We start from the raw sequence: 18,349 nt of genomic DNA on the forward strand, positions 1-18,349 counted from the left end.
CCCCCTCGCTTCTTTCTTACACGGTGAGGATCGTCGAACCCGTGGTCTTGCGCGCCTCCAGCGCCTCATGCGCCGCGCGGACCTCGTCCAGCGGGAAGCGCTGATCGATCCGGATCGTCACCGCGCCCGAGAGCACCTTGTCGAACAGATGCTTCGCCATCGCCTGGCAATCCTCATGCTGGGTGATATGGGTGAACAGCGTGGGCCGCGTCACCTTCAACGATTTTGTCGCCAGCGAGGCCAGCGTGAAAGCCGGCACCGGGCCCGAGGCGCTGCCGAAGGAGACCATCATGCCCAGCGGTTTCAGTGAGGCCAGCGAGCCTTCCCAGGTCGAGGCGCCAACCGAATCCATCACCACATCGACGCCCTTGCCGCCGGTCAGCTCCATGACGCGGGCCGGGAAATCCTCGGTGTTGTAGTTGATCGCGTGATCTGCGCCATGGTCCAGCGCCAGCTGGCATTTCGCATCCGAGCCGGCGGTCGCGATGAGGTTGATGCCCTCGCTCTTGGCCCATTGGCAGGCAATGAGGCCCACGCCGCCGGCGGCCGCGTGGAACAGGACGGTGTCACCTTTCTTCAGGGGCGTGGTGCGGTGGAAGAGGTATTCGACGGTCATGCCCTTGAGCATCATCGCCGCACCTTCCTCGAACGAGATGCCGTCGGGCAGCGGGCAGACCTGCGCGGCCGGCATCACCCATGCTTCGCAATAGGCCCCGGTGACGGCGGCGGCATAGGCGGCGCGGTCGCCGACCTTCAAGTGGGTGACCCCCTCGCCCACGGCCTCGACGATCCCCGCGGCCTCACGACCCAGACCCGAGGGCAGCTGCATCGGGTAGAGGCCCGAGCGCTGGTAGCAATCGATGAAATTGAGGCCCACGGCCTTGTGGCGGATGCGGATCTCGCCTGGGCCGGGCTCGCCCACCGGGCGGTCGGAGATGGTCAGGACCTCGGGTCCGCCGGTTTTCTCGATGATGACGGTCTTTGCCATGTGGGCCTCCCTTGCGTGTTGCGGGGAAGATGGCCCGCGCGAGGGGGCGCGGCAAGGTGTTTCGCCCTCGTCCGGCATGGCTGCGCCACGCAGGTTTCGGGCGACCGGGTGCCTCGCTTCGCTCGGCACGAAGGAGGGGGCTGTCTGCCCCCTCGGCCTGCGGCCTCACCCCCGAGGATATTTCTGGAGCAAAGATGAGAGGGGCGTTGGCGCTTGGTTCAGATGGGCGCGCGTTTGAAGGTGCCGGTGGCTTGGGCGACGATTGTGCCGTCGTCCGAGCGGGCCACGCCTTCGATGAAGACGGTCTTGTAGCCACCGCCCATCACGCGACCCGTGGCGGTGATCGTGCCGCCCATCGGCATCGGCGCGAGGAAGTTCACGTTCATCGAGATGGTCGAGAAGGGGACCTTGCCTTCGTCGCCGCGGATGTAGCTGGCGGTGGCCCCCATCGCGGTGTCGAGAACGGTGGAGATCAATCCGCCGTGCAGGTTGCCGTGGCGGTTGGCGTGGTCAGGCGTGACCCGCATGCTGACGGCGGCGCCTTCACCGGGGGTAAGCGCGAGGGTCAGGCCGAGGAGCTTTGCGGTGCCCGTGGCGTCGTGCCACGGGCGTTCTTGGGGGCGTTCTTGAGAGCCGTCGCTCATGCCGAGAGCCGGATGAAGCGGGCGAGGTGCCAATCCTCATCGCCGAAGCGGTGATCGACCGCGAAGAGGCGACGCGAGATGTCGGAGAGCGCGTATTCCTCGGTCATGGCGATGCCGCCGTGCATCTGGATCGCCTCCTCGGCCACCAGATGCGCGGCACGCGCTGTAAGGTTCTTCGTCGCGCTGACATGGCGGTCCCGCGTGGGGGCCGCATCGCTGAGATGGCCGGCGAGGTTGATGACCGCCGAGCGCGCCATCTCGATCTCGATCGCCACATCGGCCATGCGGTGCTGCAGCGCCTGGAACTTGCCGATCGGCACGCCGAATTGCTTGCGGGTGCGCAGGTAATCCAGCGTCATCGCCTTCGCGGTCTCCATCGCCCCCAGCGCATCGGCGCAGACGGCGAGGGTGGCGGCGGCGAGTCGGGTTTCCAGCGTCTCAGCCAATCCCAGACGTTCGGCCGGGGCGCGGTCGAGCGTCACTTCGCTGATCGTGCCGCCCATCAGCGCCGGCGTCGTATGTAGTGACACGCCCTCGGATTTGGGATCGACGAGGAACAGGGCGACCGCGCCGTCTTCCAGCGCCGAGACCACCAGCCGATCCGCACCATCGGCGTTGGTGACGAAGGACTTGCGGCCAGTGACCGTGCCCGAGGCGGCGGAGGTGGTGATCGGCCCGAGGTCATAGCGCAGGCCCGGTTCCGAATGCGCAAGTGTCACCTTCAGCGTGCCCGCGATGACCTGTTCGACCAGATCGGCGCGGCCCGCATCGGCCAGAAGCCCGCCCGCAAGGCCCGCCTCCAGCACCGGGGCCGAGGCGCCGGCGCGGCCCAGTTCCTCGAACACCACGGCGATGTCGAAGCCCTGGCCGCCGAAGCCGCCCTCATCCTCGGTGAACAGCGCGCCGAGGACGCCGAGCTCCGCCAAAGCCGCCCAATCCGCGCCACGTTCCAGCGAGCGGCGCAGCGAATCCGCCAGCATCCGGCGTTCTTCGGTGTGATTGAAATCCATGTTCCAGCCCGCCCCTTACAGTCCCAGAATGGCTTTGGTGATGATGCCGCGCTGCACCTCGTTCGAACCGCCATAGATCGAGATCTTGCGGTTGTTCAGATAGGTGTTCGTGGCCCGCGCCGCATGATCCGGCCCCGGATGATAGAGGTTGCCCTCCAGCTGTTCCGAGACGAAGGGCTGCGCCCAAGGCCCGATCGCGCGGCGGGCGAGGTCGTTGATCTGCTGGCGCAGGATCGAGCCGCGGACCTTCAGCATCGAGCTTTCCGCCCCCGGCGCCTTGCCGGCATCCGCCCCCGCGACGGTGCGCAGGTTGAAGGTCGCCATGGCCATCAGGTCGATCTCGATCCGGGCAAGGCGGGCGGCGAAGAACGGGTCCTCGGCCAGCGGGCGGCCGTTCTGCATCTCGGTCTTGGCGATGCGTTTGAGGGATTGCAGGCCGGCGGTGGCGAAACCGACGCCGGCGATGCCGGTGCGCTCATGGGTCAGGAGGTACTTGGCATAGGTCCAGCCCTCGTTCTCCTTGCCGACGAGATTTTCGACCGGGACCTTCACATCGGTGAACCAGACCTCGTTCACCTCATGCACGCCGTCGATCAGGATGATCGGCCGGACCTCGATCCCCGGCGTGTCCATGTCGATCAGGAGGAAGCTGATCCCTTCTTGCGGCTTGCCCTCGGTACCGGTCCGCACGAGGCAGAAGATCTTGTTGGCGTATTGGCCGAGCGTGGTCCAGGTCTTCTGGCCGTTGACGATGTAATGATCGCCCTCGCGCACGGCGCGGGTCTTGAGCGAGGCCAGATCCGAGCCGGCGCCCGGTTCGGAATAGCCCTGACACCACCAATCCTCGCCCGACAAGATGCGGGGCAGGTAATAGTCCTGCTGCTCCTTCGAGCCGAAGGCCTGCAGCACAGGGGCCAGCATCGCCACGCCGAAGGGGACGATGCGCGGCGCATGGGCGAGCGCGCTTTCCTCCTCGAAGATGTGCTTCTGCACTGCCGACCATTCCGCCCCGCCGAATTTTTTCGGCCACGAGCCGGCGAGATAACCGGCCTCGTTCAGGCGGGAATGCCACAGGTCGTAATCGGCCTTGGTCAGCGGCCGGGCCTCGGCCCCCTTGCGGGCGATTTCCTCGGGCAGTTGCGTCTTCAGGAAGCTGCGTACCGCGTCGCGGAAGGCCACTTCCTCCTCGGTGTAGTTCAGGTCCATGGTCCCCTCCCCGGGCAATGGCAAAGGGCCGGCGACGTGGCCGCCGGCCCGGGATCGTCAGTTCAGGCTGGCGAAGGTCTTGCCCTCGGCCACCAGTTGCTGAAGCAGCGGCGCGGGCGCGAAGATCTCGTCCCCGGCCTTGTGGGCCTCCTCGATCGTGGCCAGCACGGCGGGCAGGCCCAGCGTGTCGGCGTAATGCATCGGGCCACCCCGGAAACGCGGGAAGCCGTAGCCGAACAGCTTGGTCACATCGACATCGAGCGGACGCAGCGCGATGCCCTCGCCCACGACCTTCGCGCCCTCGTTGACCATCGAGGCCATGTAGCGCTCGACGATCTCCTGATCGGTGAAATCGCGCGGGGTGATGCCCTTGCGGGCGCGCTCCTTGGCGATGATCTCCTCGACCTCGGGGTCGGGACGACCCTTGGGCGAGGCCTCATCGTAGATGTAGTGCCCCCGGCCCGACTTGCGGCCCAGACGCCCGAGTTCATAGAGCGCATCGCCCCATTCGCCCCAACGCTCGCCCGGCTTGCGCGAGGGCGCGAGGCGTTTGCGGGTCAGGTAGCCGATGTCGATGCCGGCAAGGTCGGCCACGGCATAGGGCCCCATCGCGAAGCCGAAATCCGTCAGCGCCTTGTCGATCTGGAAGGGCGAGGCGCCTTCCAGCACCATGATGTCGGCGGCGGTGCGATAGGTCTTCAGGATGCGGTTGCCGATGAAGCCGTCGCAGACCCCGGCGCGGACCGGGACCTTCTTCAGCTTCTTGGCCAGCGCGAAGCCGGTGGCGACGACCTCGGGCGCAGTCTTGGCAGCGACGACGATTTCCAGAAGCCGCATCACATGCGCAGGCGAGAAGAAATGCAGTCCGATCACGTCCTGCGGGCGCGAGGTCATGGCGGCGATCTCGTCCACGTCCAGATACGAGGTGTTCGAGGCCAGCACCGCGCCCGGCTTGCAGACGGCGTCGAGCTTGGTGAAGACGTCCTTCTTCACCTCCATCGATTCGAACACCGCCTCGATCACCAGATCGGCGGTCGAGAGCTTGGCGTAATCGTCGGTGACCATGAGCCGGTCGGCCAGCAGCATGTCGCGCGCATCCGCGCCAAGCTTGCCGCGCTTCACACTGTCCGCCAGCGTCCGGGCGATGCCGTTATGGGCCTTTTCGACGGCCTCGGCATCGCGCTCGATCAGGGTGACGGTCAGGCCGTTGAGCAGGGCCGAGACCGCGATGCCGCCGCCCATCGTACCGCCGCCGATCACGCCGACATGGTTCAACTCGCGCGGGGCGACGCCCTTGAGTTCCGGCAGGCTGGCGACTTTGCGCTCCGAGAAGAAGGCATGGATCATCGCCGCGCGCTGCGGGGTCTGCATCAGTTCCCAGAAGGCGGCGCGCTCCATCTTCATGCCCTCGGTGAAGGGCAGCTTGGTGCCCTCGACCGCGACATCGATGCCGGTCAGGTGGCAGACATGGCCCGGATTGGCCTTGGCGACCTTCTTCTTTAGCGCAGCCAGCGAGTCCGCATCAGTCGGCGGCACCGACATCTCGCTGACGCGGCGCACGGGCAGGCCTTCGGCCAGCACCTTGCGGGCGAAGTCCATGCCGGCCTCGAAGGGATCCGCATTCGACAACTCATCGACGATGCCCAAGGCGAGGCAATCCTCGGCCTTCACCTGATTGGCACTGGTGAAAATCTCAGCCGCCGGGACGATGCCGATCAGGCGTGGCAGGCGCTGCGTGCCGCCCGCGCCGGGGATGAGGCCGAGGTTGACCTCGGGCAGGCCGATCCGCGCGCCGCGCAGCATCACGCGGTAATGGCAGCCCAAAGCGACCTCGAACCCGCCGCCCAGCGCCGTGCCATGGATCACGCAGACCACGGGCTTCTCGCTGGCTTCGATGCGGTTGATGACGTCGGGCAGATGCGGCTCTTTGGGCGTCTTGCCGAATTCGGTGATGTCGGCGCCGGCGATGAAGGTGCGACCCTCGGCCACCAGCACCGCGACCTTCTCGGGCGAGGCGGCGAATTTGTCGGCGGCGGCGACCAACCCCTCGCGCACTGCATGCGAGGTGGCGTTCACCGGCGGATTGTCGATGCGGATGACGGCGATGTCGCCATGGGATTCGTAGCGGACGGGACCTTCCATCGGGGTGTCTCCTCTCAGGTCTTAAGCGTAGGGGATGGCGCGCTGCCCGTTGCAGGCAGGGCGAAAAGCTGGGCACCGAGACGCAGCCCGGTGCGGGCAAGATCCTCGCCGATGGCGCGGCGGGCGGCGGCATCCATCTGTCCCGCGAGCGAGATCGACGAAATACCGTAGCGCGCCACACCGCCGGCGTCGACGATCAGGGCGCCGACCACGTCGACGCCGACATAAAGCTGCCCAAGGTCCATCGCGTAGCCATGCTGCGCGGCGTCAGTGACCGAGGCCGCGTAATCCTCGAATGAGGGCGCGGCCTGCCAGCGCAGGGCCTCGAAATGGGCGTGGATCTCTGGTTGCGGCAGGGCGCGATGGGCGGCCAGAACCCGCCCCACGCCGCCGGTATAGGCCGGCAGGCGCTTGCCCAAGGGCAGGTCGACGCGCGTGGCGGAGGGGTCGAAGGCGCGCTCGATCAGGACGATGCGGTCGTCGCCGGTGATATGCCACAGGCACATCAGCACGCCGTAATCGTCCGCGAGGCGCTGCAATTCGGGGCGGATCAGGTCGCCGGGATTGGTACCCAGCACGCCGACCGCCAGCTCGACAAGGCCCAGCGCCGGGCGGTAGCTCTTGTCCTGCGCATCGAAGCTGACCAGCCCCTCGGCTGCCAGCGTGCGCAGGATGTTGAAGCAGGTGGAGGGATTGACGCCGGCTGCCCGGGCAATCGCGTTGACCCCTTCGGGTCGACCAATGGCCGCGAGGTGACGCAGGATGCGCAGGGACTGGACCAGCGCGCCCACGGGACGGACCTGTTGCAGATCCTCGGCGACCATTCTCCCCCCTATTCTGGAATGGCATTCTCTATGCAGAATATGCCTAGCCAAGGCGACCCGGCCTGTCTAGCCTTCAATGCTGGACGTGGGGCGTTTGGGCGCTACGTCAATCGCAAAGCCGGACCCCTTCGGCTTGTTGGCGAGAAGGAGCCTCCGTGACCGACGACCCGATCGGCCGCCTGCTGCAGGCCACTGCGACCCATGATCGCGACGCCTTCCGGCATCTTTATGCCGAGACATCCCCGAAACTTTCCGGCGTCCTGCACCGTATCCTCGGCAACAGAACCGAGGTGGATGACGCCATGCAGGAAATCTATGTCCGCGTCTGGCAACGCGCCGCGCAATACCGCCCCGAACGGGGGGCGGGCTTGAGCTGGCTGATTGCCGTGGCGCGCAACCATGCGCTGGACCGCCTGCGCGCCCGGCCCGAACGGCAGGGCCTGCGGCAGGAGGTCGCCCGCGATGCCGACGGGCAGGACCCGCTCGACCGCGTTGCCGACAGCGCGGCCGGGGTCGAGGACCGGCTCGTCGCGCGGGGCGAGGCCCGGCGCGTCATGGATTGCTTCGACGAGCTGGAAAATGATCGTGCCGCCGCCGTGCGCGGGGCCTATATCGAGGGGATGTCCTATCTCGACCTGTCCGAACGCCATGGCGTCCCCCTCAACACGATGCGAACCTGGCTGCGTCGCGGCCTGATCCGCCTGCGGGAGTGCATGGACAGATGAGCGAGACGATACATCCCGACGATTGGCCACAGGACGACCGCGACGACATGCTCGCGGCGGAATACGTGCTGGGCGTGTTGCCCGGCGACGAACGGCAAGCCGCCAAGGACCGGGCCGAGCTAGACGGCGCCTTCGCCGAACGCATCGCCGCCTGGGAAGGGCGGCTGGCGATCTTGAACGCGGCCTACAAGGACGGTCCGGTCAGCCCCGAGACCTATCCCCGCATCGAAGCCGACCTGTTCCCCAACCCGGTGCCCGAACCCGGCTCGCCGGCCGCCGCGCCCTCGGCCCGGTCGATCTGGCGGCTGTGGTTCGGCGGCGCGCTGACGGCGGCGCTGGTCGCGCTGGTGGTGACGTTCTGGCCCGCGGTCCAGCCGCCGCTGGTCGCGCACCTGCAGGGCGATGCCTTGGCCTTCGACGCCAGCTTCCGCGCCGGTATCCTCGAGGTTGCGCAGTCGGGCCCTGAGGCCGAGGTCGGCCACGACTATGAACTCTGGGCGATCGGTTCCGACGGCGTCCCACGCTCGCTGGGTCTGCTGCGCGGCGACCGGGTCGAAATCCCGACCGAGCTGGACGAAGGGATCACGCTGGCCGTCAGCCTCGAACCCGAGGGCGGGGCCCCGGATGGCGCGCCGACCGGCCCGGTGCTGATGGCCGGTCCCCTGGCTTACGACTGAGGCCCCTGCCCTGTCCCGACCTTTGAAACCGGCGCCCCCGCGGCGCCGGTTTTTTCATGCCCTGCGGCCCCGCGCGGCCTCACGCCCCTGTGACCAAAGAAAATTCAAGCGCCTGAAACTCTGCCGGAAATCGCCTCGTACTTGGGGCCATAGGGCAATGAAGCCCACGAATGACAGGAGTTTTCCGATGAAGATGTTTGTTGCTGCACTTGCCACCGCCACCGCTCTGGGTTCGTCGATGGCCATGGCCGAAAACCCGATGGTCGGCGGCGCCGAAATGTTCCCCGACCGCAACATCGTCGAGAATGCGATGAACTCGGCCGACCACACCACGCTGGTTGCCGCCGTTCAGGCCGCGGGTCTCGCCGACACGCTGATGGGCGAAGGTCCGTTCACCGTGCTGGCCCCCACCAACGAGGCCTTCGCCATGCTGCCCGAGGGCGCGGTCGATGACCTGCTGAAGCCCGAGAACCTTGAGCAGCTGCAGACCGTTCTGGGGTGCCACGTGATCCCGACCGCGGCCTTCTCGGCGGATATCGAAGCGATGATCCAGGCCGACGGTGGCTCGCACCCTGTCGAGACCGTGGGTGGCTGCACGCTGCGCCTGATGCAGACCACCACCACGGGCCCGATCGAGATCCGCGACGAGAACGGCACGGTCGCCACCGTGACGCAGGCCGACGTGGCCCAGTCGAACGGTGTGATCCATGTGATCGACCACGTTCTGATGCCGGCGATGTAATCGCCACGCTACGGCACCTAGAGAGGGCTCCGGCAATCGCCGGGGCCCTTTTTCTTTGCCCACCGCCTCACGCATCCGTGATCTACCGCGCGGAACCTTTTTCACCCGTGCTGAAACTTGCGCCCTTGCGCCTCCGTTGCTGAGCCATGGACCTCGGGAGGGTCCGATCAACGGGAGGAAGACCATGCACAAGATCGCCATCACCGCCGCCGCCGTCACCCTGCTGACCGCCGGCCTGTCGCAAGCTGTCAACAACCCCAACGTCGGCGGCGCACCGATGTTTGAGAACCGCAACATCGTCGAGAACGCCGTGAACTCGGCCGACCACACCACGCTCGTCGCCGCCGTGCAGGCCGCCGGTCTGGTCGAGACGCTGCAGGGCGAGGGTCCCTTCACCGTCTTCGCCCCCACGAATGCCGCCTTCGCCATGCTGCCCGAGGGCACGGTCGACGACCTGCTGAAGCCCGAGAATCGCGACATGCTGGTGCAGGTGCTGACCTGCCACGTGGTGCCGACCCGCGCGCTGTGGGGTGACATCAACGGCATGGTCCGCGCCGATGGTGGCGCCCATACCGTGACCACCGTCGGCGGCTGCCAGTTCACCGCCCGCAATGAGGGCGGCGTGATCACCATCGAGGACGGTCAGGGCAACCGCGCCGCCGTGACCATCGCCGACGTGCGCCAGTCGAACGGCGTGATCCATGTCATCGACCACGTCCTGCTGCCGGCAATGTAATCCAGCGCAGAACTGGAGACTTGGCCCCGGCGCCCCTCGCGTCGGGGTCTTCTTTATGCGGTGATCTGGAGGAATGGTGGGTGATGACGGACTCGAACCGCCGACATTCTCGGTGTAAACGAGACGCTCTACCAACTGAGCTAATCACCCGCGCCGACCCTGATAGCCAAGCCGCGCGGAGGCCGCAAGGGCTCGGCTGAGGAGAGGCTAGTTAATCCCTTGTTAACCACACCGAGCGCAGGCTGTTGCCATGCGTATCCTGTGCCCCCTGTTGCTGTGTCTCGCCGCCTGCGCCTCGCCCGACCGGGCCTATTGGGGCGCCGAGGAAACCCCGATCACCATCGAGAACCGCGAATACCGCGTCTATCACCGCCCCGGCGAAGCCCGCCCCCGCGTGCAGGTGATCCGCATGGGTTATGCAAGGCGCCCCGAACATGTGGCGATTCTGGGTGCCATGCGGGTCGCGGCCGAAACCGTCACCGGCTGCGCGATGATCGAAGGCTCGGCCGAGGGCGACAGCGGGGTGATGAATTTCCGTATGCGCTGCCCTTCCGGCGGGGCCACCCCGGAAAGCTGAGTCTCACATACATTCTAAAATACGCATGCAAAATGCGGAAACTTGCGCTGGATCAAGGCCGCCACGCCCGATCCCTCGCAGGATCGCGCCACGTCAAAGCGTGAGGGACCCAAGATGTTCAGATTGATGATGCTGCTTTATTCCATCGCCGGCACGACCTTGGCCGGTATCGGCGTCGTGGTGGCCGTATCGCTCAACATGTACGATATGCAGTCGATCATCGTCTCGGCGCTGATCGGGGCCATCGTCGCCCTGCCCGTCGTCTGGCTGGTGGCGAAGAAGCTGCAGACCCTCTGAGATCAGTCGAGGAACACCCGAAGCGCCGCCTCGAATTCGCGTGGCTTCTCGGCGTGCAGCCAATGGCCGGCGCCGGGCAGCTTGGCCATCTTGGCCTCGGGGAACAGTTCGCGGATATGCTCGCGATCCTCGCGCTTGACGTAGTCGGAAACGGCGCCGGTCAGGAACAGGACGGGCTTGGCGAAGGGCGTGAGGCCGCTGTCATCAACCCAGCCGGTCGCGTTGGTCATGCACCGCTCCAGCACATCGAGGTTGAGGCGCCAGCGCGGTGGCTCGGCCTTCAGATCCAGCGATTGCAGCAGGAACGCGCGGACACCGGCATCGTCCACCGTTTCGGACAGGCGGCGGTCGGCCTCCATCCGGCTGGTCAGATCGGTCAGATCCAAGCCCCGCATCGCTGCGATCAGGTGGTTCTGGCTGTGACCGTAAGCCACCGGCGCGATATCGGCGACGACGAGGCGGTTGACCAGCTCGGGCCGGGTCAGCGCCAGCAGCATTGAGGCCTTGCCGCCCATCGAATGGCCCATGACGTCCATCGGATGCCCCTCGGCTTCGATCACCGCGGCCAGATCGGCGGCCATGGCGGGATAGGAATGGTCCTCATCCCAGAAGCTGCCGGCATGGTTGCGCATGTCGACCGAGACGACCTCGCGACTGTCCGAGATCCGCTTGGCAATCGCACCCCAGTTCCGGCCCGAGCCGAACAGCCCGTGCACGATCAGCAGCGGCGGCAGCGCGGTGGGCGTGCCGTAGCGGGTGGTGGTCAACAGGGGCATGGCGGGCCTCAGGCGGTTGGGCGCGGAATATGGCTGCGGCGCGTCGCCCCGGGCAGGGCCGCCAGCGCCACCATGAGCGCGACATAAAGGAACAGCGCCCAGGAGCCAAGCGTGGCAAGGCTGACCCATTCGTATTGCGACTGCCCGTCATAGGCCCATGTGCCGGTGATGGTACCGAGGTTCTCGGCCAGCCAGACGCCCAGCGCCGAGAAGAACAACGAGGCCAGCATCGGCATCGACCAGCGCCGGCCCTTGAACGGGGTGAACTCGATCCGGGTGCGCCAGAACAACACGATCAGCAGCACGAACAGCACGATCCGGATATCGTAGAGGAAATGCTGGGTGAAGAAGTTGATGTAGATGGCGATGCCCAGCGCCACGCCCGCCCATTTCGGCGGGAAGGGGACGAAGCTCATCTCGAAAATGCGGATCATGCGCAAGACGCAGACGCCCACGGCCGAATACATCGCGCCCACGAACAGCGGCACATGGGCGACGGCGAAGACGCCTTCCTCAGGATAGGTCCAGTTGCCGGCGGCGGTGTTGTAGATCTCCATCCCCAGCCCGAGGATCGAGAAACCGACCAGCGCCAGGACTTCTTCCCGCGATTCAAGGCGGAAAAGCAGGAACAGGCCCTGCACGACCACGGCCAGCACCAGAAGCACGTCGTAGCGTGCGACCGGCCAGGCATCGTTCCAGATGGCGTTCGACACGGCGATCGCCACCATCAGAACGCCGCCGAACAGGCCGGCCCAAAGGTGTTTCAAAACGAACATAGCCGGCTCCCTGGCGGAAGCCGGCAGACGCGCGCGGACGAAGTCGCCCAACGCGCGCTCCAGTTGTCTGGTGGCGGCGCCGCTCACGGCGCGGCCCCTCAGAGGCCCGCGTAGAGCGGGAAGCGGTCGCAGAGCGCCTTCACCTTGTCGCGCACGGCGGCCTCGACGGCGGCATTGCCCTCATCGCCATTGGCGGCGAGGCCATCGACCACTTCGACGATCCAGTCGGCGATGTCGCGGAACTCGGCTTCCTTGAAGCCGCGCGTGGTGCCGGCCGGGGTGCCCAGACGGATGCCCGAGGTCACGAAGGGCTTCTCCGGGTCAAACGGCACGCCGTTCTTGTTGCAGGTGATATGGGCGCGGCCCAGCGCAGCCTCGGCGGCCTTGCCGGTCACCTTCTTCGGGCGCAGGTCGGCCAGCATCAGGTGGTTGTCGGTACCGCCCGAGACGATATCAATGCCACCCTTCATCAGCTGGTCGGCCATCGCCTGCGCGTTTTTCACGATCTGCGCGGCATAGTCCTGGAACTCGGGGCGCAGCGCTTCACCGAAGGCCACGGCCTTGGCGGCGATGACATGCATCAGCGGGCCGCCCTGCAGACCGGGGAACACGGCCGAGTTGATCTTCTTGGCGATCGCCTCGTCGTTGCACAGGATCATGCCGCCGCGCGGGCCGCGAAGCGACTTGTGCGTGGTGGTGGTCACGACATGCGCATGCGGCAGCGGCGAGGGGTGCTGACCACCGGCCACGAGACCGGCGATATGCGCCATGTCGACATGCAGGATCGCGCCGATCTCGTCGGCGATCTCGCGGAAAGCAGCCCAATCCCAGGTGCGCGAATAGGCGGTGCCGCCGGCGAGGATCAGCTTCGGCTTGTGCTCGCGCGCCTTGGCGCGGACTTCATCCATGTCCAGCATCTGGTCCTGCTGGCGCACGCCGTAGGACACGACGTTGAACCATTTGCCCGACATGTTCACGGGCGAGCCGTGGGTCAGGTGGCCACCCGAGTTCAGGTCGAGGCCCATGAAGGTGTCGCCCGGCTGCAGCAGCGCCAGGAACACGGCCTGGTTCATCTGGCTGCCCGAGTTCGGCTGAACGTTGGCGAAGTTGCAGCCGAAGAGCTGCTTCGCGCGCTCGATCGCCAGTTCCTCGGCGATGTCGACGTATTGGCAGCCGCCATAGTAGCGCTTGCCCGGATAACCCTCGGCGTATTTGTTGGTCATCACCGAGCCCTGAGCCTCCATCACCGCCTTCGAGACGATGTTTTCCGAGGCGATCAGCTCGATCTCGTCGCGCTGGCGACCCAGTTCGAGGCCAATGGCGCGGGCGATCTCGGGATCACGGGTGGCGAGCTCTTCGGTGAAGAAACCTTCAGGGGCAGTCATGGGCGTCTCCGGCATGGGTCGGTGGCGGGTCTAGGCGGGTTGCGCGCTCTTTATCGCAGGGGCGCGCGGCGGGATAGGGATGAAAACGCCGCATTGGCGGCCTTATGCGAAATGGCCTTTCCGATTGCGAGCCCGGCGCGCATTTGCGAAACCTGTGGCGCAGGGCTGAAACGGAGAGCGACGTGCCGGAAGAAGTTGCGGGGGCACAACCCGAACGGCGAGGGCCCATCGTCTTCCTTGCCAGCCAGACCGAGGCCGCGCAGCTGGCGCGCGAGGAGCTGGTCGCGCTTTATGGCGACGCGCCCTTGGCGCAGGCGGGGGTGATCGTGGCACTCGGCGGCGACGGCTTCATGCTGGAGACGCTGCACGCGACGCAGCACCGCGACGTGCCGGTCTACGGCATGAATCGCGGCACCGTCGGCTTCCTGATGAACACTTATGACACCGTGGACCTGCCCGCCCGGCTGGCAGCGGCACAGGAGAATGTGCTGAACCCGCTGGCGATGAGGGCCACGGATACGCAGGGCCGGGTGCACGAGGCGTTGGCGATCAACGAGGTCTCGCTCCTGCGCGCCGGGCCTCAGGCGGCGCGGCTGCGGATCTCCATCGACGGACGGGTGCGGATGGAAGAGCTGGTCTGCGACGGCGCGCTGGTCGCGACGCCTGCCGGTTCCACCGCCTATAACTACTCGGCGCATGGCCCAATCCTGCCGATCGGCGCGGATGTGCTGGCCCTGACCCCGATCGCCGCCTTCCGCCCCCGCCGCTGGCGCGGCGCGCTGTTGCCCAAACGTGCCTCGGTGCGTTTCGATGTCCTGGACGCGGCCAAACGCCCGGTGATGGCCGAGGGCGACGGGCAATCGGTGCGTGATGTCGTCTCGGTCGAGGTGCAATCCGACCGCAAGGTGCGCCATCGGCTGTTGTTCGACCCCGGTCACGGGCTGGAAGAGCGCCTGATCCGCGAGCAGTTCTTCTAAGTCGGGAGGGGTTTCGCCCTCACCCGGCATGGCTCCGCCACGCAGGTCTCGGGCGACCGGGCCTCGCTTCGCTCGGCACAGGGGGCTCTGCCCCCTCGCCCTGCGGGCTCACCCCCGGGATATTTTCGGAACGAAGATGGGCAGAGGCGCGGCGCCCTCTCTCACCTTGTTGCAAATACTCACGCGGCATTGGGCAGAGGAAATGCAAACAGGCTTTCATTCTGCCGAAAATACGCTCTTTTCCGGATCACCACGCTTCCGGTTGGTGAGCATAGGCAATGTAGAGCGGGTGTTTGGGGTGGCCTTCCTTGCTGATCCCAAGGTGGTAGAGCGGCTTGCCCGTCGCTCGCAGCAGCGACTCGACCTCGGCGCCGCGGCCCTTGTGGGCGCCGTGGGTGCCCCAGGCGCAGACCACGGTATCCGCCCAATCGGCACCGGCGAGGATGGCGGCGTCGTTGGCGGGGCCGACGGGATCGGTTTGGGCGCGCATGACCTTCGGGTCCGTCGCCCGATAGGCGAAGATGTTGCAGACCCGGAACGAGCCATAGCCGAGCGCACGCGCGCGACGTTCGCAGCGTTCGACGGTGGGGTCGTTCTGCACCTCTGTCGCGGTGGAGGGGTTGAGCATCACGAACAGCACCTTGCGGCCAGCCGGATCCCACGTCCGGGTCAGCGTGTAGCGGAAAGCTTCGCAGGGGGAGTAGACGGCGGTCGAGGGCGCGTCGCCCTTGGTATGGGTGCGGGTGATCATGCCGTCTTCTACACCGTGGCATGGAGGGCGGGAAGGCTTGGACCGCGCCCTCTTGGCCAAGCGCAGGCAGGCCGCTAGACTGGGCACAACCCCAGCGTGAGGCGCCTTTCGTGATCCGATCTTCTTCTCTCCGTCCGATCCTTGCCCTGACCGGGGTCCTGGCGCTTGGCCTTGCGGGCGCAGCCTTTGCCCAGAACCAGGACGCCCCGGAAGCCGCCTCGGAGGGGGCGCATCGCATCGTCGTCCCGCAGGCCTCGGCCCAGCCAAGCGACACGGCCGAACGCACCCCGCCCACGCCGCCCGTCGCGGAGGTCCCGCCGGGGCTGGGATTGCTGGATATGGTGGCGCCGGTCGGGGCGGAACTGTCAGTCGCGATCTCGGCCAATGCGCCGCGCGATCCGGCGGACCGGATCCGGATCGCCCTCCCCGGCTCTGGCCCCGATGACATCTCTGGCGGCGAGGCCTTGGTGCCCGTGGAGGGGCCCGCCGCCCTGCGCGCGCCCGTTGCCACCGGCGCCTGGGAGCTGCGCTATGTCACGCAGGGCGATGGCGGCGCACAGGTTCTGGAGACCCGCGTGCTGACCGTCGTGGCCGAGGATTACAAGTCTCCGCGCAACCGCGCCGAAGCCCGGCCCTAGGGTCTTTCCCCCGGCTGGCCTCGGGGATAGGGTCGCGGCCCCGAACCGAAGAGAGGCCTTCCCGTGACCCTTCCCGCCGAGCTGCGCATTCCCCGTCAGATCGCCGCCGAGATCGGTGCGCGCCCCGAACAGGTGGCCGCCGCCGTGTCCCTGCTGGATGAGGGCGCGACCGTTCCCTTCGTCGCGCGCTACCGCAAGGAGGCGACCGGGGGCCTCGATGATTCGCAGTTGCGCACCCTCTCCGAGCGTCTGTCCTACCTGCGCGAGATGGAGGCGCGGCGGGCGACGATCCTCGACACCATCGCGCAGCAGGGCAAGCTGACCGACGATCTGGCCAAGGCGATCAACGCGGCCGAGACGAAGTCGGTGCTGGAAGACCTGTATCTGCCCTACAAGCCCAAGCGCCGCACCAAGGCGATGATCGCGCGGGAGAACGGGCTGGAGCCTCTGGCCGATGCGATCCTCGCCGACCGCGCGGGCGATCCCGAGGCCTTGGCGGCGGGCTATCTCTCCGAGGCCGTCGCGGATGTGAAAGCCGCGCTGGAAGGCGCGCGCGAGATCATCGCAGAGCGCCTGACCGAGGATGCCGCGCTGAAGGCACAGCTGCGGGCGCATATGCTGGCCGTCGCACGGCTGACCTCGCAGGTGATCGCGGGCAAGGAATCCGAGGGCGCGAAGTTCTCGGATTATTTCGAGCATTCCGAGGCGCTGGGCAGCACGCCGTCGCACCGCGCGCTGGCGATGTTCCGGGGCCGCAATGAGGGGTTCCTTGCGCTGGATCTGGCCGTCGAGCCCGAGGCCGCACCGGGCGAATCCACCGCCGAGCGCATGGTGAAGACCGCGCTCAACGTGGGGCGTGCGGGCAAGGCGGATCTGTGGCTCGGGACCGTCGCGGGCTGGGTCTGGCGCATCAAGCTGAAACTCAGCCTGACCATCGACCTGATGACCGATCTGCGCGAGAAGGCCGAGGCCGAGGCGATCCGCGTCTTCGCCCGCAACCTCAAGGACTTGCTGCTGGCCGCGCCCGCCGGGTCGAAGGCGACGATGGGCCTCGATCCCGGTATCCGCACCGGGGTGAAGGTCGCGGTGGTGGATGCGACCGGCAAGGTGGTCGAGACCTCGACCGTCTATCCGTTCCAGCCGCGCATGGATGTGCAGGGCTCGCTGGCCGTGCTAGGCGCTCTGGTGCGCAAGCATGGCGTCGCGCTGATTGCCATTGGCAACGGCACCGCCAGCCGCGAGACGGATGCGCTGGTGGCGGAGTTGCTGTCGAAGCTGCCCTCGCCGCGCCCGGTGAAGGTGGTAGTGTCGGAAGCCGGGGCCTCGGTCTATTCGGCCTCCGAACTGGCGGCGCGGGAATTCCCGGAGCTGGACGTGTCGCTGAGGGGCGCGGTGTCGATCGCGCGGCGCCTGCAGGACCCGCTGGCGGAACTGGTGAAGATCGAACCCAAGGCCATCGGCGTCGGCCAGTACCAGCATGACGTGAACCAATCGGCACTGGGCAAGGCGCTGGACGGCGTGGTCGAAGACGCGGTGAACGCGGTGGGCGTGGAGCTGAACACCGCCTCGGCGCCGCTGCTGGCCCGGGTCTCGGGCCTCAGCGCGGGGCTGGCGGAATCCGTGGTGGCGCATCGGGATGCGAACGGCCCCTTCGCCAAGCGCCGGGATCTGTTGAAGGTCGCGCGGCTGGGGCCGAAGGCGTTCGAGCAGGCCGCGGGCTTCCTGCGCATCCAGGGCGGCGACGAGCCGCTCGATGCCTCGGCGGTGCACCCGGAAGCCTATGACCTCGCGCGGAAGATCGTGAAGGCGGCGGGCAAGGACGTGTCGGCGCTGATGAAAGATCCGACCGCGCTGAAACGGCTGGAGCCGCGTGATTTCACCGATGAGACCTTCGGCCTGCCGACGGTGAAGGACATCCTGTCGGAACTAGAGAAACCCGGCCGCGACCCGCGTCCCGAGTTCAAGACCGCCACCTTCGCCGAAGGCGTGAACGAGATCCGCGACCTGAAGCCGGGGATGCGGCTGGAAGGCACGGTGACCAACGTTGCGGCCTTCGGGGCCTTCGTCGACATCGGCGTGCATCAGGACGGTCTCGTGCATGTGAGCCAGCTGGCCGACCGCTTCGTCAAGGATCCGCATGAGGTGGTGAAGGCGGGCGACGTGGTCTCGGTCCGGGTGGTCGAGGTGGATGTGGCCCGCAAGCGCATCGGCCTGACCATGCGCAAGGACAACGCAGACACGCGCCCGCAACAGGGCCTGCGCGACCAGAAGAGCGGCCCGCAGAAAGGTGGCCGCGGGGCCCCGCCGCCGCGCTCGGCCTCGGCGGGACCGGCGAAGAAGGACGAGACCGGGGCCTTCGGTGCCGCGTTGCTGGATGCGCTGAAGAAACGCTGAGCCGTACCGGAACGTGAGGGCGAATCCGCAACAGGTGAAAATCGTTGTGGATTCGCAGCTTGCCCGAATCTGTGCCATGGGTCT

At 67.0% G+C, this 18,349-nt stretch carries 19 protein-coding genes and 1 tRNA gene; 9 read left to right on the top strand and 11 right to left on the bottom strand.

Going from position 1 to position 18,349, the window contains the following annotated elements:
* Positions 1 to 16: 16 nt before the first annotated feature.
* From BCY78_RS00005 to BCY78_RS00030, 6 genes are all read right to left on the bottom strand, one after another.
* A complete protein-coding gene (locus BCY78_RS00005; protein ID WP_068296069.1) occupies positions 17 to 988 on the bottom strand; it encodes a quinone oxidoreductase in 972 nt (323 codons plus the stop codon).
* A gap of 218 nt (positions 989 to 1,206) precedes the next feature.
* The gene (locus BCY78_RS00010) at positions 1,207 to 1,632 is read right to left on the bottom strand and encodes a PaaI family thioesterase (RefSeq protein ID WP_068296071.1); all 426 of its coding nucleotides are present in this window, start codon (positions 1,630 to 1,632) and stop codon (positions 1,207 to 1,209) included.
* Positions 1,629 to 2,642, bottom strand: a complete 1,014-nt coding sequence (locus BCY78_RS00015; RefSeq protein ID WP_068296074.1) for an acyl-CoA dehydrogenase family protein — start codon at positions 2,640 to 2,642, stop codon at positions 1,629 to 1,631. Before BCY78_RS00015 ends, BCY78_RS00010 begins: the two co-directional genes overlap by 4 nt.
* A 15-nt stretch (positions 2,643 to 2,657) precedes the next feature.
* Positions 2,658 to 3,848: an acyl-CoA dehydrogenase family protein gene (locus BCY78_RS00020; RefSeq protein ID WP_068296077.1), complete on the bottom strand. Its 1,191-nt coding sequence runs from the start codon at positions 3,846 to 3,848 to the stop codon at positions 2,658 to 2,660.
* Between the two features lie 57 nt (positions 3,849 to 3,905).
* The gene (locus tag BCY78_RS00025) at positions 3,906 to 5,990 is read right to left on the bottom strand and encodes a 3-hydroxyacyl-CoA dehydrogenase NAD-binding domain-containing protein (RefSeq protein WP_068296080.1); all 2,085 of its coding nucleotides are present in this window, start codon (positions 5,988 to 5,990) and stop codon (positions 3,906 to 3,908) included.
* Positions 5,991 to 6,004: 14 nt separating this feature from the next.
* Positions 6,005 to 6,814 carry an IclR family transcriptional regulator gene (locus BCY78_RS00030; RefSeq protein ID WP_068296083.1) on the bottom strand — a complete coding sequence of 270 codons (810 nt, stop codon included), beginning with the start codon at positions 6,812 to 6,814 and terminating at the stop codon, positions 6,005 to 6,007.
* A 155-nt stretch (positions 6,815 to 6,969) separates the two neighbouring features.
* Here BCY78_RS00030 and BCY78_RS00035 point away from each other — a divergent pair, with 155 nt between their 5' ends.
* The 4 genes from BCY78_RS00035 (at position 6,970) to BCY78_RS00050 (ending at position 9,694) form a co-directional block, all read left to right on the top strand.
* Positions 6,970 to 7,539: a sigma-70 family RNA polymerase sigma factor gene (locus BCY78_RS00035; protein WP_068296086.1), complete on the top strand. Its 570-nt coding sequence runs from the start codon at positions 6,970 to 6,972 to the stop codon at positions 7,537 to 7,539.
* On the top strand, positions 7,536 to 8,216 hold the full coding sequence (locus tag BCY78_RS00040; RefSeq protein ID WP_068296087.1) for an anti-sigma factor domain-containing protein: 681 nt from the start codon (positions 7,536 to 7,538) through the stop codon (positions 8,214 to 8,216). Before BCY78_RS00035 ends, BCY78_RS00040 begins: the two co-directional genes overlap by 4 nt.
* A 187-nt stretch (positions 8,217 to 8,403) precedes the next feature.
* Positions 8,404 to 8,958: a fasciclin domain-containing protein gene (locus BCY78_RS00045; RefSeq protein WP_068296090.1), complete on the top strand. Its 555-nt coding sequence runs from the start codon at positions 8,404 to 8,406 to the stop codon at positions 8,956 to 8,958.
* Positions 8,959 to 9,142: 184 nt separating this feature from the next.
* A complete protein-coding gene (locus BCY78_RS00050) occupies positions 9,143 to 9,694 on the top strand; it encodes a fasciclin domain-containing protein (protein WP_068296093.1) in 552 nt (183 codons plus the stop codon).
* A 74-nt stretch (positions 9,695 to 9,768) separates the two neighbouring features.
* Here BCY78_RS00050 and BCY78_RS00055 read toward each other — a convergent pair.
* Positions 9,769 to 9,844 (bottom strand) — tRNA-Val (locus tag BCY78_RS00055).
* Between the two features lie 100 nt (positions 9,845 to 9,944).
* Between BCY78_RS00055 and BCY78_RS00060 the strand changes: the two genes are divergently transcribed.
* Positions 9,945 to 10,271 carry a hypothetical protein gene (locus BCY78_RS00060; protein ID WP_068296096.1) on the top strand — a complete coding sequence of 109 codons (327 nt, stop codon included), beginning with the start codon at positions 9,945 to 9,947 and terminating at the stop codon, positions 10,269 to 10,271.
* Between the two features lie 42 nt (positions 10,272 to 10,313).
* Positions 10,314 to 10,568 (top strand): hypothetical protein, encoded by a 255-nt coding sequence (locus tag BCY78_RS00065; protein ID WP_233499315.1) that lies wholly within the window; start codon positions 10,314 to 10,316, stop codon positions 10,566 to 10,568.
* A gap of 2 nt (positions 10,569 to 10,570) precedes the next feature.
* On the opposite strand, the gene BCY78_RS00070 is transcribed toward BCY78_RS00065, so the two are convergent.
* The 3 genes from BCY78_RS00070 to glyA form a co-directional block, all read right to left on the bottom strand.
* A complete protein-coding gene (locus BCY78_RS00070) occupies positions 10,571 to 11,344 on the bottom strand; it encodes an alpha/beta fold hydrolase (RefSeq protein ID WP_068296099.1) in 774 nt (257 codons plus the stop codon).
* Between the two features lie 8 nt (positions 11,345 to 11,352).
* The gene (locus tag BCY78_RS00075) at positions 11,353 to 12,120 is read right to left on the bottom strand and encodes a DUF817 family protein (protein WP_068296104.1); all 768 of its coding nucleotides are present in this window, start codon (positions 12,118 to 12,120) and stop codon (positions 11,353 to 11,355) included.
* A gap of 98 nt (positions 12,121 to 12,218) precedes the next feature.
* A complete protein-coding gene (gene glyA / locus BCY78_RS00080; RefSeq protein ID WP_068296105.1) occupies positions 12,219 to 13,505 on the bottom strand; it encodes a serine hydroxymethyltransferase in 1,287 nt (428 codons plus the stop codon).
* 182 nt (positions 13,506 to 13,687) lie between these two features.
* Here glyA and BCY78_RS00085 point away from each other — a divergent pair, with 182 nt between their 5' ends.
* Positions 13,688 to 14,482, top strand: a complete 795-nt coding sequence (locus tag BCY78_RS00085; protein ID WP_068296107.1) for an NAD kinase — start codon at positions 13,688 to 13,690, stop codon at positions 14,480 to 14,482.
* A gap of 247 nt (positions 14,483 to 14,729) precedes the next feature.
* Here BCY78_RS00085 and BCY78_RS00090 read toward each other — a convergent pair whose 3' ends face one another.
* The gene (locus BCY78_RS00090; RefSeq protein WP_068296109.1) at positions 14,730 to 15,233 is read right to left on the bottom strand and encodes a DUF1643 domain-containing protein; all 504 of its coding nucleotides are present in this window, start codon (positions 15,231 to 15,233) and stop codon (positions 14,730 to 14,732) included.
* Positions 15,234 to 15,343: 110 nt separating this feature from the next.
* Here BCY78_RS00090 and BCY78_RS00095 point away from each other — a divergent pair, with 110 nt between their 5' ends.
* Positions 15,344 to 15,871 (top strand): hypothetical protein, encoded by a 528-nt coding sequence (locus tag BCY78_RS00095; RefSeq protein WP_068296112.1) that lies wholly within the window; start codon positions 15,344 to 15,346, stop codon positions 15,869 to 15,871.
* A 63-nt stretch (positions 15,872 to 15,934) separates the two neighbouring features.
* Positions 15,935 to 18,265 (top strand): Tex family protein, encoded by a 2,331-nt coding sequence (locus tag BCY78_RS00100; RefSeq protein WP_068296113.1) that lies wholly within the window; start codon positions 15,935 to 15,937, stop codon positions 18,263 to 18,265.
* Positions 18,266 to 18,349: the final 84 nt, after the last annotated feature.

The organism is Pararhodobacter sp. CCB-MM2 (genome assembly GCF_001691415.1).
GTDB lineage: Bacteria > Pseudomonadota > Alphaproteobacteria > Rhodobacterales > Rhodobacteraceae > Pararhodobacter.